General features: G+C 68.9%; 12 protein-coding genes. 6 read left to right on the forward strand and 6 right to left on the reverse strand.

Features of this window, described 5'->3' with window-relative positions; genetic code table 11:
• Window positions 1-22 precede the first annotated feature (22 nt).
• The gene (locus QQM67_RS03795) at window positions 23-916 is read right to left on the reverse strand and encodes an RNA polymerase sigma factor SigF (protein WP_314172068.1); all 894 of its coding nucleotides are present in this window, start codon (window positions 914-916) and stop codon (window positions 23-25) included.
• 285 nt (window positions 917-1,201) lie between these two features.
• On the opposite strand from QQM67_RS03795, the gene QQM67_RS03800 reads away from it, so the two are divergent.
• The 4 genes from QQM67_RS03800 (at window position 1,202) to QQM67_RS03815 (ending at window position 3,291) form a co-directional block, all read left to right on the forward strand.
• The gene (locus QQM67_RS03800; RefSeq protein WP_314172069.1) at window positions 1,202-1,627 is read left to right on the forward strand and encodes an ATP-binding protein; all 426 of its coding nucleotides are present in this window, start codon (window positions 1,202-1,204) and stop codon (window positions 1,625-1,627) included.
• A gap of 37 nt (window positions 1,628-1,664) precedes the next feature.
• A complete protein-coding gene (locus QQM67_RS03805; protein ID WP_314172070.1) occupies window positions 1,665-2,093 on the forward strand; it encodes an STAS domain-containing protein in 429 nt (142 codons plus the stop codon).
• Window positions 2,094-2,142: 49 nt separating this feature from the next.
• Window positions 2,143-2,484: an SCO4225 family membrane protein gene (locus QQM67_RS03810; RefSeq protein ID WP_314172071.1), complete on the forward strand. Its 342-nt coding sequence runs from the start codon at window positions 2,143-2,145 to the stop codon at window positions 2,482-2,484.
• Window positions 2,485-2,724: 240 nt separating this feature from the next.
• Complete coding sequence (locus tag QQM67_RS03815) at window positions 2,725-3,291, forward strand: NlpC/P60 family protein (protein WP_314172072.1); 567 nt, start codon at window positions 2,725-2,727, stop codon at window positions 3,289-3,291.
• Between the two features lie 105 nt (window positions 3,292-3,396).
• On the opposite strand, the gene QQM67_RS03820 is transcribed toward QQM67_RS03815, so the two are convergent.
• Entirely contained in the window at window positions 3,397-4,242 is an 846-nt protein-coding gene (locus QQM67_RS03820; RefSeq protein WP_399065114.1) for an endonuclease I family protein, read from the reverse strand.
• A gap of 386 nt (window positions 4,243-4,628) precedes the next feature.
• Between QQM67_RS03820 and QQM67_RS03825 the strand changes: the two genes are divergently transcribed.
• On the forward strand, window positions 4,629-7,106 hold the full coding sequence (locus QQM67_RS03825) for an isoamylase (protein WP_314172073.1): 2,478 nt from the start codon (window positions 4,629-4,631) through the stop codon (window positions 7,104-7,106).
• Between the two features lie 18 nt (window positions 7,107-7,124).
• Here QQM67_RS03825 and QQM67_RS03830 read toward each other — a convergent pair whose 3' ends face one another.
• The 4 genes from QQM67_RS03830 to QQM67_RS03845 all read right to left on the reverse strand — a co-directional run bounded on the left by QQM67_RS03830 (window position 7,125) and on the right by QQM67_RS03845 (window position 11,826).
• Window positions 7,125-8,456, reverse strand: a complete 1,332-nt coding sequence (locus tag QQM67_RS03830) for a family 1 glycosylhydrolase (RefSeq protein ID WP_314172074.1) — start codon at window positions 8,454-8,456, stop codon at window positions 7,125-7,127.
• 48 nt (window positions 8,457-8,504) lie between these two features.
• Window positions 8,505-9,311: a carbohydrate ABC transporter permease gene (locus QQM67_RS03835; RefSeq protein WP_314172075.1), complete on the reverse strand. Its 807-nt coding sequence runs from the start codon at window positions 9,309-9,311 to the stop codon at window positions 8,505-8,507.
• Window positions 9,312-9,427: 116 nt separating this feature from the next.
• The gene (locus tag QQM67_RS03840) at window positions 9,428-10,417 is read right to left on the reverse strand and encodes a carbohydrate ABC transporter permease (RefSeq protein WP_314172076.1); all 990 of its coding nucleotides are present in this window, start codon (window positions 10,415-10,417) and stop codon (window positions 9,428-9,430) included.
• 53 nt (window positions 10,418-10,470) lie between these two features.
• Complete coding sequence (locus tag QQM67_RS03845; protein ID WP_314172077.1) at window positions 10,471-11,826, reverse strand: ABC transporter substrate-binding protein; 1,356 nt, start codon at window positions 11,824-11,826, stop codon at window positions 10,471-10,473.
• Between the two features lie 320 nt (window positions 11,827-12,146).
• Between QQM67_RS03845 and QQM67_RS03850 the strand changes: the two genes are divergently transcribed.
• Window positions 12,147-13,304, forward strand: a complete 1,158-nt coding sequence (locus QQM67_RS03850; RefSeq protein ID WP_314172078.1) for an SPFH domain-containing protein — start codon at window positions 12,147-12,149, stop codon at window positions 13,302-13,304.
• The last annotated feature ends 82 nt before the right edge of the window (window positions 13,305-13,386 follow it).

A 13,386-nucleotide genomic window follows, 5' to 3' on the forward strand; every position in this document is an offset into this window, starting at 1 on the left:
GGGCTCAGAGCCTCAGGCGGACTCAGCCGCTCGCGAGCATGCCCGCACGCAGCCCTGACAGCGCGCGGGCCAGCAGCCGGGAGACGTGCATCTGGGAGAGGCCCAGCCGCTCACCGATCTGCGCCTGCGTCAGCTCCTCCCCGAAGCGCAGCTCGATGATCTTCCGGTCGCGGTCGGAGAGTTGGGCGAGCAGCGGTTTGAGGGCGTGGAAGTCCTCGACGAGTTCCATGGCTTCGTCGCATTCGCCCAGCACGTCGGCCAGCGAGGCCTCGCCCTCCTCGTCGTTGACGGTCGCCTCCAGCGACGAGGAGTTGTAGCCGTTGGCGGCGACCTGCCCCTCGACGACCTCCTCCTCGCTCACGCCCAGATGCTCGGCCAGCTCGCTCACGCGAGGCGAACGGCCCAGCCGCGAGGTGAGCTTGTCGTTCGCGCGCGCCAGGTCCATGCGCATCTCCTGGAGGCGGCGCGGCACTCGTACGTCCCAAGTGGTGTCACGGAAGAAGCGTTTGATCTCCCCGACGACGTACGGGATCGCGAAGGTGGTGAACTCGACCTCGCGCGAGAGGTCGAAGCGGTCGATGGCCTTGATGAGGCCGATCGTGCCGACCTGCACGATGTCGTCCATGTCGTCGCCCCGGGAGCGGAAGCGGCGCGCGGAATACCGTACGAGCGTCAGGTTGATCTCGATGAGGGTGTTGCGCACGTACTGGTACTCGTGCGTGCCCTCTTCGAGGACGGCGAGCCGGTCGAAGAGGGACTTCGAGAGCTGGCGCGCGTCCTCGGGAGCGAGCCTCGAAGGCTCGTCGATCGCGGGCAGCCCCTGCGATGCGCCTCCGGCTCCCCGCCCTGCGAGTACGGACGGCGCGCCGGCGGCGGCCTCTTCCGCTGTCGTGACGGTCGGCGTTGCGGATGTCATCGCGTGGACCTGCCCTTCAGTTCGGTGGAACACGTCGGGCCCTTCCGTCTACCCCGCTTCACCGCGAACAAGCCCCAGGGCGCGAAGTGTTGTCGCTTATCTTCTGTTTTGCACAGTCTTGTGGCGTCCGCCGAAGGGCCGTTGGCATGAGGCGCCCGTGGTTGGGCAAGCGGATGTGGGACCGACCGACCGACCACGGCGCGCGCGGCGGCCGTCCGTACGAAGAGATGCGGACGTGCGTGGCGCCCGCCGGGTGACAGCGTCCTCGGCAGAGGACGGGAGGTGATGCCTGTGCCTGCGGGTCACAGCCGTACGGTGACAGGCGACGGGGAACAGGAAGTCCTGCTGGTGGATTCGGTGTACACCGACATCGGGCAGGCGCGGAGGGCCGTCGAGCAGCATCTGGCGCGCGCCTGCGCCTGGGTGGACCTGGGCGGAGTGCTCCTGGTGGTGTCCGAGCTCGTGACCAACGCACAGCGCCACGCCCGCGGGCAGTGGCAGCTGCGCGTGGAGGCCGAACGGCACCGCGTCCGAGTGGATGTCACGGACACGATGCCGCTCCCGCCGCGCTGGAGTCCCGGGAGGCTCGACGGCAGCGGCGGCTGGGGGCTGCGCATCGCGGAGCAGTGCGCCGACTCCCTGGAGGTGCTGACCTCGGCGCGCGGCAAGACGCTGCGCGCGCAGTGGCTGCATCCCAGCCGGGTCGGTTGAGCGCCGGACAGTGCGGCGTGTGACAAGGTAAGACGCTGTGACGACCGGTGACGACCCGACGGATGAGCCGCCCGCCCAGGGGCTGAACGAGGAGCTCGAGGCGGAGGCGGTGACCGCTGCGAACGGCCGCGGTCCCGTGGTCTCGCGGCACAGCCGGGAGGGCGTGGACGTGGTGGCGCTCTCCGGCGAACTGGACCTCAACTCCGTGCAGGACATCGTCCCGGTGCTCGACCAGGTGCTGAGCACACAGCCCGGCAGGCTGGTCGTGGACCTCTCGCGGGTCAGCTTCGCGGACTCCTCGGCGCTCAACCTGCTGCTGCGCACCCACTCTCGTACGTCCCTGCATCTGGCCGGGCCGCTGCGCCCTTTCGTGGAGCGGCTGTTCGAGGTGACGGGGATCACGGGCGTACTCAATGTGCACCCCACTCTCGACGACGCGGTACGGGCTGCGGTATCACGCGGGTGACGGCCCGTCCGGCATCGCGGGCTTCGGGCGACCGAGCGGGGAGGCGAGCATGCGGGATCGCGGCGGCTGGAGACGGATTCTCTCGGCGGCCACGGACAACTGGCTCTCGCGCGGCTATCTCGCCGTGTGCGCGGCCTTGTTGATCTGGACGGTCGCCGACGCCGTTCTCGGCAACAACGAAGGCCCGTCGATCGCGGCTGTCTGGCCGATTTTCGCGACCTTGCCGACCAGCTTTCTCGTCGTCCTTCTGGCGGGCGGAGCCGGTTTCCTGCTGCCGTCGGCCGTCACGCTCCCGCTCTTCGTGATCCTGCTCGCGGTGGCGGCCGTCATCAACGCCACGTTGCTGGGGCTGCTGCTGCGGTGGCTGCGCAGCCGCACGTCACAGGCGTGAGGCCCGGCGGCGTAGCCGTCGTTCGGTGCGCGGGCATTCCCCGCAGGGGCCCGGACCCCGAACTCCCGCTCACCGCCTGACATTCGTCATCGGTATGGGCGGGAGTACCCGGAAAATATTGACGTGTTCACTTCACCCTGCCTAGTGTCCCGACGCCGGGCCGGGGGCCGGAATCTCTGATCCGTGAATGCCCGGCTGTCAGCCCTCTGGGAAATCCACGAATCACGGGGATCGGAACACATGAACCGCACGATGCGCATTGCTCTTCCCATGGTCGCGGGCGCCGCCGTACTGGCACCCCTCGCGCCCATGGCCATGGCCGGCGACGGTCCGGCGGACTCCGCCGGTACGACGCAGTCGCGCGAGGCGAAGGCGGACGCCGGGGCCGAGGCCACCATCAGCCGGGACACCGTCATCAAGCGGGCCAGGACCTGGCTCACCGCGATCGACGGCCACCAGGTCCCGTACAGCCAGAGCAAGACGTTCCAGGGGTACCGCACGGACTGCTCGGGCTACGTGAGCATGGCGCTCAAGTACGGGAAGCCGGGCACGAACACGGTGGGCCTCGCCTCGTCGCAGTTCACCAACAAGATCAAGATGTCGCAGCTGAAGAAGGGCGACCTCATCATCGACGCGAACGGCAGCTCGACGACCCGTCACGTCGTGATCTTCGAGAAGTGGACGAGCTCCGCCCACAAGTCCTACCGGGCCTACGAGCAGCGCGGCGGACACGGCACCGACCACAGCACGCGCAGCTACGGCATCGGGAGCGACGAGTACGACGCGTACCGGCCGAAGAAGTACTGAGATTCCGGGCGCGCGACCTCGCGGCTGTGCCCTCGTCCCGGAGCGGGACGAGGGCACAGTGCTGTCACGGAGTGCGCGGACGGGACCGGCTCGTGGCCGATCTGTCTACTTGTAGATCTCCTTGACCCACTCCGGGTGGTCGATGAACGGGTTCCGGTTGTGCTGGAACTTGTCGAAGATGACCTGGTTCCGGTTCTCCTCGAACTTGTCGGGCGGGTCCTCCTCGCTCCACTGCTTCAGGACGGAGATCTTCCCGATGTTGGGCTTGGAGCCGTTGTCGACCTCGTCGTTGGCCTCCAGGTCGGGGAAGTCGTCGTCGCCCTCGTAGCGCACGTCCATGTAGAGGATCATGCGGGCCACGTCGCCCTTGACCGCGTCGCGCGGCTCGAAGGAGTCGTCGTCGGAGAAGTTGCCCGGCGCGCCCTCGACTTCGCTGCCGCCCTTGTCGAAGTCCTTGCTGCCGCGGATGCTGTTGACCTTCACGTTCTCCGGGCGCAGGTGGTGGACGTCCGTGCCCGGGCCGTTGGCCGTTCCGAAGTCGCCGTGGGACTTGGCCCACACGTGTTCGCGGTTCCAGTCGCCCTCGCCGCCGCCGTTGCTGTCCTTGGAGACGGACTTGCCGCTGTAGACCTCGATGACGTTTCCGCTGTTGTCCGGGTCCTGGTCGGTCTCCTTCAGCGCGTCCCAGACCTCGTCGTACGAGAGCGTCTTGACGTCCTTGCTGATGATGCCGTGCAGCGCGTTCTTGAGCTCTTCGCCGGTCTTGCCCTCGGCGTCCTGGTAGTAGTCGTCGTCTTCGGCGGCGCTGAAGGCGGATTGTGCCCCGGAGCTCCTGTCCGGTGCGGTGGCCGTGCCCGCGGAGGCCGGGATCTGAATGACGGCGGCTATCAGCGCGGTGCCGGCGAGTGCGCCGAGCGTTCTGCGGCGCGCGGCGGAACGTATCAAGTCCACTGTTGGCGTCCTCTCCCCGAGGTGTGGCGCCGAGTGCGCTGTGTGGGGGTCGCAGCACGGCACCGGCCGAATGGTGATCGGCCGCTGCGAAGCCTTCCATCCCCTCGAACACCGATGCGGGACGGAAATGAAACGTTGCTGTGAAGAAACAGTGAAGGATGGCGCGCCGTGACCCAGGGCGACTTGCGCCTCACTCACCCAACACCCCTCCGGGCAGGCGTTGTTGGGTGCATTTCGCTCCCGCAAGAACCGGCTGAATGTTGCGGGAAGTCTTTACACGTCTCCGCGGCGCCGTTACGTTCCCTTCAAGTTCCCCTGGACACAAGGGAATCGACGTCCGGCTGCTGGCGCGTGCGGCCCTTCCGAAGCGATGTGAAGGAGCCGTAGTGCGTACGCGCATCCCACTGAACGGGCTTCCGTTCCGGTCCCCTGACGGACAGCCGGCGGCGGCCCGTCAACGGACACTCCTCGTGCTCGTCCTCGCGGGCCTCGTGCTCGCCGTGCTCGCGGCGGCCCTCGGGTTCCCGCCCGCCGATGGCCAACGAGCCCTCGCCGCGGGGGAGAAGGCGCCCGCTCTCGGCGCCCACTACGACTCGGGCGGGGAGAACATCACCTTCCGCGTCCGCTCCTCCGCCGCGACGCGGATGGCCGTCGACCTCTACGACAAGCCCGCGGGCGCCTCGGAGAAGGGCAGCCTGCTCCTGGAGAAGGAGTCCGGCCTTGGGGGCACGCCCCCTCGCTCCGCTGGGGGGACCCCCACCCAGGCCGAAGGCTCTGGGGGAGGCACGTGGACGGCCACGGTCGGCGTCGGCGAACTCCGCGAGAAGTACGGCATCGACGGCACCGTCTACTACGGCTACCGCGCCTGGGGCCCCAACTGGCCCTACGACAAGGACTGGACGAAGGGGTCCGCGGCCGGATTCGTCTCCGACGTGGACAAGGAGGGCAACCGGTTCAACCCGAACAAGCTGCTGCTCGACCCGTACGCCCGCGAGGTCAGCCACGACCCGCTGCGCGAGGGCATGACCGACAAGGGCGTCTACGGCACGGGACCCGCGCACCGCACCGAGGACAGCGGTGCACAGGCGCCGAAGGGCCTCGTGCTCCCCGAGACCGCCCCGGGCGACGGGGGAGGCACGGGCGAGAAGCCGAAGCGCGCGCTCAAGGACGACATCGTCTACGAAGTGCATCTGCGCGGCCTGACCAAGAACGACCCCTCCGTCCCCGCAGGCGAACGCGGAACGTACAAGGGTGCGGCTGCCAAGGCCGCCGAGCTGGCCGAACTCGGCGTGACAGCCGTGGAGTTCCTGCCCATGCAGGAGTCGCAGAACGACGCCAACGACGCCGACCCGGCCAGCAGCAAGGACGACAACTACTGGGGATACGTCACCGACAACTTCTTCGCCCCCGACCGCCGTTACGCCGCCGACGACTCACCCGGCGGCCCCACCCGCGAGTTCCGCGCCATGGTCAAGGCGTACCACGACGCCGGCATCAAGGTGATCGCCGACGTCGTCTACAACCACACCGGGGAGGGCGGCCCGTGGAAGAAGGGGGACAAGAACACCTACGGCGTTCACTCCTACCGCGGACTGGACAACCCGGCGTACTACTCCCTGACCGACGACCGCCAGGAACCCATGGACAACACGGGAGTCGGCGGCAACTTCAACACCCGCAATCCCGTCGCGCAGAACCTCGTCGTCGACTCCCTCAAGTACTGGAAGGACACCCTCGGCGTCGACGGCTTCCGGCACGACCTCGCCCCGGTGCTCGGCAACACCTGCGAGCACGGCTGCTTCCACTACAGCGCCACCGACCCGAAGACGGCGCTGCACCGCATCACGGAGGAGATGCCCGCACGCGGGGCCGGCGGCGGCGAGGGCACCGACTGGATCGCCGAGCCCTGGGCGCTGGGCGACGGCACGTACCAGATCGGCAACTTCCCCGCGGGCTGGTCGGAGTGGAACGGCAAGTACCGCGACACCCTGCGCACCGACCAGAACAAGCTGGGCGTCGAGGAGGTGACGCCGAAGCAGCTCGCCACGCGCTTCGCAGGCTCCTCCGACCTGTACGGCGACGACGGGCGGCGCCCGTCCGCGTCGGTCAACTTCATGGTGGCGCACGACGGTTTCACACAGCACGACCTCTACGCCTGCAACGAGAAGAAGAACGACCAGGCGTGGCCGTACGGGCCCTCCGACGGCGGCTCCGACGACAACTTCTCCTGGGACCAGGGCGGCGGGGCCGCGGACCAGCGGCAGGCCGCACGCAACGGCTTCGCCTTCCTCATGCTCTCGGCGGGCACGCCGATGATGACGGGCGGCGACGAGACCCTGCGCACCACGCGCTGCAACAACAACCCGTACAACCTCGACAACGAGGCCAACTGGCTGCGCCACGAGCCCGATGACGGCCAGCGCACGTTCCGTACGTACACGCACCGGCTGCTCGAATTCCGCAAGGCGCACCCGGCGTTGCGGCCCGCCGGCTTCTACACGGGCGAGGACGCCGACGGCGACGGCATGGGACAGCTCGACTGGTTCACGCCGGCGGGTGCCGCGCCGGACGAGGCGTACTGGAACGGCGCGTCCAACCACGCGCTGGCCTGGCGCCTCGACGGCAGCGAGCTCGGCGACCCGGCAGACGGCCTGTACGTCGCCTACAACGGGGCTGCCGGCGCGGTCGACTTCACCCTTCCCGACCCGGGCGAGGGCAAGGAGTGGCACCGCGTCACCGACACGGGCGGCGGCTCGGAGGGCGCGGACCAGGTCGCCGAGCCCGGCTCGGAGAAGGCCGTCGGAGGCAAGGGCGGGAAGTACCGGCTGGGCGGGAGGTCGTTGGCTGTTCTGATCGCCAAGTAGGCGGCGGCGCCCGGCCGTTCAGCCGTCCAGGCGTTCGGCCGTCCGCGCCGTTGAGTCGCCCGCTTCCGCCCGCGCCAGCTCGCGGAAGCGGGCGACGGCCGGGGTGGCGCGGCGGCGCAGCACGTCGTCGGCGTCGCGCTCCAGGTCGTACAGGCCCATCTGGATCAGCCAGCGGTCCATGGGCTCGTCCGACTCGCGGTAGAGCCAGTCGACGAGGGCGAAGAACGGGAACCAGGTGTAGCCCACGAGGTTCATTCCCCCGGCGCGCAGCCCGCGGACGGCCGCCACGCTCTCCTCCAGCCACGCGAGCCGCTCGGCGGCCGGGGCGCCGCGGCTGGTCTCGGTGACGAAGAGCGGCTGATCGTAGCGGGCGGCGTACGTGTGCAGCAGATCGGTCAGGCCCGCGGTCCCCGCCTCGACGGGTTCCGTGGCGCCGGTGCGCGGATCGCGGCGCACCGTGCTGAAGGCAGGGTAGTAGTTCACGCCGATCACGTCGGGCGTCACCGCGTTGTCGCGGAACCACCTCAACTCCTCGCCGGTCGTGCCGTGCCGGGTGAGGTAGCCGTACATCGGGTGGTGTTCGCCGACGCGGCCCAGCACGAGGTCGAGGGCCACGAAGCGCCGCTCCTTCAGCAGCTCCAGGGGAGCCGGACGCGCCGCTCCGGCTTCACGGGGCGGGGATGCCTCGGGCGGAGCGAGCGGAGATGCCTCCTCGTCCTCCCCACCCGCCTCGTCCGCCCAGCGGAACCCGGCGTCGACGTGGACGAAGACCGCCTCGGGCTGGACGTCGGCGATCCGCCGCTGCGTGAGCACCATGCCGCGCGCGAGCTGGACGAGGATCTTCACGAAGCCGCCGTCGCCGTGCAGGCAGGGCGGCCAGGTGCCCTGCTCGCCGCAGTAGACGGCGTTGATGACGGGCTCGTTCAGCGGCGTCCAGTCCGTCAGGCTGCCGCGGTAGCGCTCCGCGACGGCGCCCGCGTACGAAGCGACGCGCTCCGGGTAGGCCGGGTTGAGGAACTCGTCCTCCAGCCACAGCGGCGTCCCGTAGTGCATCAGGTCGACGACGCAGCGCAGCCCGAGCCGGTCCAGATGCTCCACGACCTCGTCGATCCACTCCCAGTGGAAGCGGCCCGGTTCCGGTTCCACCAGGTACCAGGGGATGCCCCAGCGGATCAGCTCGGCGCCCGCGTCGGCGGCACGGCTGAGGTCGTCGCGCCACTGCGCGTAGTGCTGCGTGAGCTCGTACTCGTCGAGCTTGCGGTGGCCCGGCGACTCCTGCGGCACGAAGGTGTCCTCGATGCCGACGGCGAAGCGCAGCCGCCCGTCCTCGAACCAGCGCGGTCGCGTCACGATTCCCGGCTCCTTCCCGACTCCCTTGTCCCGTCCGTCACTTGGGGCTCACTTGAGGCCCGTCGTGGCGATGCCCTGCACGAAGCTGCGCTGGATCAGCAGGAAGAGCACGATCACCGGCAGCAGCGAGAGCACGGCCCCGGCCATGAGCAGTCCGTACTGCGTGACGTGCTGGCCCATGAACAGCGACAGCCCGGCGGGCAGCGTGGCCCGGCTGGTGTCGGATGTCATGATCAGCGGCCAGAGCAGGTCGTTCCAGTTGAACTGGAAGTGGAAGAGGCCCAGCGTCAGCAGCGCGGGGCGGGCCAGCGGCAGCACCACGCGCCAGTAGATGCGCCACTCCGAGGCGCCGTCGACGCGCGCCGCCTCCTCCAGGTCCTTCGGCAGGGAGAGGAAGAACTGGCGCAGGAAGAAGATGCCGAACGCGTTGGTCGCACGCGGGACGATCATCCCCGTGAACGTGTTGACCAGACCGAGGTTATTGAGCAGGTCGTACAGCGGGACGAGCGTGATCTGGAACGGCAGCATCAGCATGATCAGGACGATGACGAAGACCGCTTCGCGGCCGCGGAAGTCGAGCCTTGCGAGGGCGTAGGCGGCCATGGAGTCGAAGAACAGCGAGACGACGGTGACCGTGGCGGCGAAGACGACCGTGTTGCGGTACAGCGTCGCGAACGGCAGTTCCTTCCAGATGTCGGCGTAGTGCTCGAGGGTGAAGGACCGCGGCCACAGCGTCGGCGGACTCGTCACGATGTCCTGCTCCGGCCGGAGCGAGGCCAGCAGCATCCAGATCAGCGGCAGCAGGACGGCGAGCGCGATCGCCGCCGCGGCCACGATCGTCGTGATGCGCCACACCAGGGCGAGGTCGGGGCCCTGTCGCCGGGGAGTGGCCGGGAGTCGGGCACCGCGCCCCCGCCGGGCCGGTGGAATCCGCCCCGTCCCGGACGTGTGATCAGCCTGCCGTGCCGTCGTCACATCGTCACCGCCCGCCTGCGGAAGTAGCCGAACTGGAGCATCGAGAGGACGAAGACCAGCACGAGCAGCACCCACGAGACGGCCGCCGCGTAGCCGAACTCGTTGCGCTCGAAGCCCACTCGGTAGGTGAAGACGACCAGGGTCTCCGTCTGGAAGAACGGCCCGCCGTGCGTCATCACGTAGATCTGGTCGAACGCCTGGAGGGTGCCGATCGCGGCCATGATCGTGATCAGCATCGTCTGGTTGGTCAGCAGCGGCCAGGTCACGCGGCGCAGCCGCTGCCATGAGCTCGCCCCGTCCACGCGTGCGGCGTCGTGGAGTTCGGGCGGGATGCCTTGCAGACCGGCCAGGTACATCACCATGTAGAAGCCGAGGTTCTTCCACACGCCGACCGCGATGACGGCGGGCATCGCCAACGCCGGGTCCTCCAGCCACCCTTGCTCGGTCGACAGGCCCACCCCCGACAGCCAGTCGCTCAGCAGGCCGATGTTGGGGTCGAGCAGGAAGGCCCACGCGATCGAGACGACACCGAGCGAGACGACGAATGGCAGGAAGACGGCGGAGCGCAGGAAGCCGCGCAGCGCCATCGACCGGTTGAGGAAGAGCGCGAGGGCGAGCGCCAGCACGACGCTCACCGGGGTGCTGACGACCGCGTACACGAGCGTGTTCTCCAGGGCGTTCCACGCCTCCGGATCGTCCAGCAGCTGCCGGTAGTTGCCCAGGCCGATCCAGTGCGCGGCCTGCATCAGGTTGTAGTCCGTGAACGACAGATACGCGGCCTGGATCATCGGCCAGACGACGAAGACGGCCAGCGCGGCGAGGCTCGGCGCGAGGAAGAGCCAGGCCGCGCGGGTCTGCCGTCCGCGCTGCGTGCGGCGCGGCCCGGACGGACGGGACGCCCCGGTGCGGCGGTACGGTACGGACCGCCGGGGCGCACGCGCTCCCGGCACCGCGGGAGCCGGCCGTGTGCTTCCTTCCGCGCGCATGGTCACCTCCCGCCCGGTGCCGGGTCCGTCGCCCGACGGGCCGCGCCCGTCCGTCACTTCTGCTTGTCGAGCTGTGCCTGCACCTGCTGGTCGGCCTTCTTGAAGACCGACTCGACGTCGTCCTTGCCGTCGAGGGCGCGTTGCAGGGCGGGGTAGAAGATCTGGTCGGTGATGGTCGGCCCGTTCACCTGGCCCGGCAGGTGCGGGCGTGCGCTGTCGAGGACGTCGGGGGCTCCGAACTTGCCCGCGTAGGGATTGGCCTTCAGCTCCTCGGCCCCGATGTCCGAACGGTCCGGCGGGAAGCCCGTGCCCTCGGAGAACTTCACCTGCGACTCCTTGCTGTTCCAGAAGGAGAAGAACCGGTAAGCGGCGTCCTTCTTCTGCGAACTCGCCTTGGTGCTCACGCCGAAGGAGGTGACGCTGCTGAACGTCTGCTGTCCCTCAGGGCCCTTGAAGGGGCGGGTGACGCCGTACTTCACCCCCGCCTCCGTGAAGGGCACGGTGGCCCACGGCCCGACGATCTCCATGGCCGCCTTCTCCGTCTGGAAGAGCTTGTCGGCCTTGGCGCCGGTCAGGCCGACGGGGGAGACGTGCTCCGAACGCACTTGCTTGACCCAGTACTTGAGCGTCTTGAGCGTCTTGGGGTCGTCCAGCGTCGCCTTCTTGCCGTCCTTGCTGACGAGGTCGCTGCCGCCCTGCCAGATCAGGATCGGATACATGGGAACCGTCTGGCTGTCGGCGAGAGCCAGGGCGTACTGGTCGACCTTGCCGTCGTCGTCGGTGTCCTTGCTCAACTTCGGCGTCATGCTCGCCAGTTCGCCCCATGTCTTCGGCGGCTTCTCGGGGTCGAGTCCCGCCTCCTTGAACATGGTCTTGTTCCAGAACAGCATCAGCGTCGCCATGTTGAGGGGCACGCCGTAGTTCTTGCCGTCGTACTTCGAGCTGTCGACGGCCGCGGGCACCAGCTTCGAGGTGTCCATGTGCTTCTTCGAGCTGTAGAAGTCGTCGAGGGGCTGGAGGACGCCCTTGTCGGCGTACTTGGGCATCTGGCCCGCGTCCATGGCGACGACGTCCGGCCCGCTGCCCGAGCTGACGCTGGTGAGCAGCTTCTGGTAGAAGACGTCCCACGGCATCGGGACCGACTTGACCTTGACCTTCTTCTGCGAGTCGTTGAACTCGCCGATCAGCTTGTCGACGGTCTTGCGGTCGCCGCCGGTGAGGCCGTTCCAGAAGGTGAGCGTGACCTTGCCGTTCGAGTCCGCGTCGTCCGAGCCGCTGCCGCTCGCTCCCTGCCCCGTGCAGGCGCTCAGCGAGACGGCCAGGCCGGCGACGAGGACGAGGCCGGTGCGGCGGAACGGGCGCCGGGGAACGGTGCGCCGGAACAGGCCGTCGAGGGTGTGGTTCCGCATGGGTCCTCCCGGTGTTCTTACCTGGCTGGAAGAGGCGTCTTCGGGGGCGACGGGCCCTGGATGCGAGCGTCAGGGGACTTTATTACAACGTTTACCTCAACGTTGTACAGGGCTGCTTCCAAAGATTCGGCGGGATCTTCGGGGCTGCCGTGGCCCGTGAGGCGGCTGTCACCTTCCGTGTTGGATGTGCGACGGAGAACTCCCGCCACACCGGCTCCCGGCTCCCGGTGCATCTCTCGACCGGATGTCCGGGCAGCGCTACCGTTGAAAGTGGTTCTCTCCCTTGATGCCGGGCTTGTACGGCAGTGCAGGAGGCCTTGATGGTCGTCGAGGTGATCGTCGGGCTCGTGATCGCTTTCGCCCTGTACGCGATGGCGGCAGCGCGCGTGGTGCGGCAGTACGAACGGGGTCTGGTCTTCCGGCTCGGACGGCTCCAGTCCGGAGTCAAGGAGCCGGGGTTCACCATGATCGTGCCTGGTGTCGACCGGCTCCAGAAGGTCAGCATGCAGATCATCACGCTGCCGGTGCCTGCTCAGGAAGGCATCACACGCGACAACGTGACGGTCCGCGTCGACGCGGTCGTCTACTTCAAGGTCGTTCAGCCCGCCGACGCGATCATCCGCGTCGAGGACTACCGGTTCGCGGTCTCCCAGATGGCACAGACGTCGCTCCGTTCGATCATCGGCAAGAGCGAGCTGGACGACCTGCTCTCGAACCGCGAGAAGCTCAACCAGGGCCTGGAGTTGATGATCGACAGTCCCGCGGTGGAGTGGGGCGTCACGGTGGACCGCGTCGAGATCAAGGACGTGTCGCTGCCGGAGACGATGAAGCGGTCGATGGCCCGGCAAGCGGAGGCCCAGCGCGACAGGCGCGCCCGGGTGATCAACGCGGACGCGGAGCTGGAGGCGTCGAAGAAGCTCGCGCAGGCGGCCGAGCAGATGTCGGAGACCCCGGCAGCCCTCCAGTTGCGGCTGCTCCAGACGGTCGCGTCCGTGGCCACGGAGAAGAACTCCACGCTCGTGCTGCCCTTCCCCGTCGAGCTGCTCCGCTTCCTGGAGGGGCCGCGGGAGGGGACCCTGCCGGACAGCGGCAAGGACGGCAAGGGAGGAACGGACCGCAAGGGCAAGGTCGGGAAGACGGGACAGAGGAAGTCCCTGGTGGAGGCGGCCGGTTCGGCCGAGCCCGGCGCCGGGGAGTCCCTCACCGAGGCGCGCCTCCCGCTGGACGCTCCCATTCCGCCGGAGGCGGCCGTACCGGAAGGGCCCGCGCCCGGCGCGTTCTCGCCGGACGAGGTGCCGGATGAGCTCGCGGAGGGGCCGGAGTCCGGAACTTCGGAGACCGGGCCTGCCGAGGCGGGCCCCGGCGAGGCGGGACCCGGAGAGGCGGGACCCGGAGAGGCGGGCGAGGACAAGGCCTCCGAGACCTCCGTGCCGGACGAGGAGGATCTGCCGAAGAGCCGCCGCCGGCGCCGCCGCTAGCGGCCGTGGCCGCCGCTGGCTGCCGTCACGGTGACCGGCCAAGTGGCTCCGTACGTACGGGCGTTCAGGACCGACGGTTCAG

This window comes from Streptomyces winkii, from assembly GCF_032248595.1.
In the GTDB taxonomy this organism is placed as follows: Bacteria; Actinomycetota; Actinomycetes; order Streptomycetales; family Streptomycetaceae; genus Streptomyces; species Streptomyces winkii.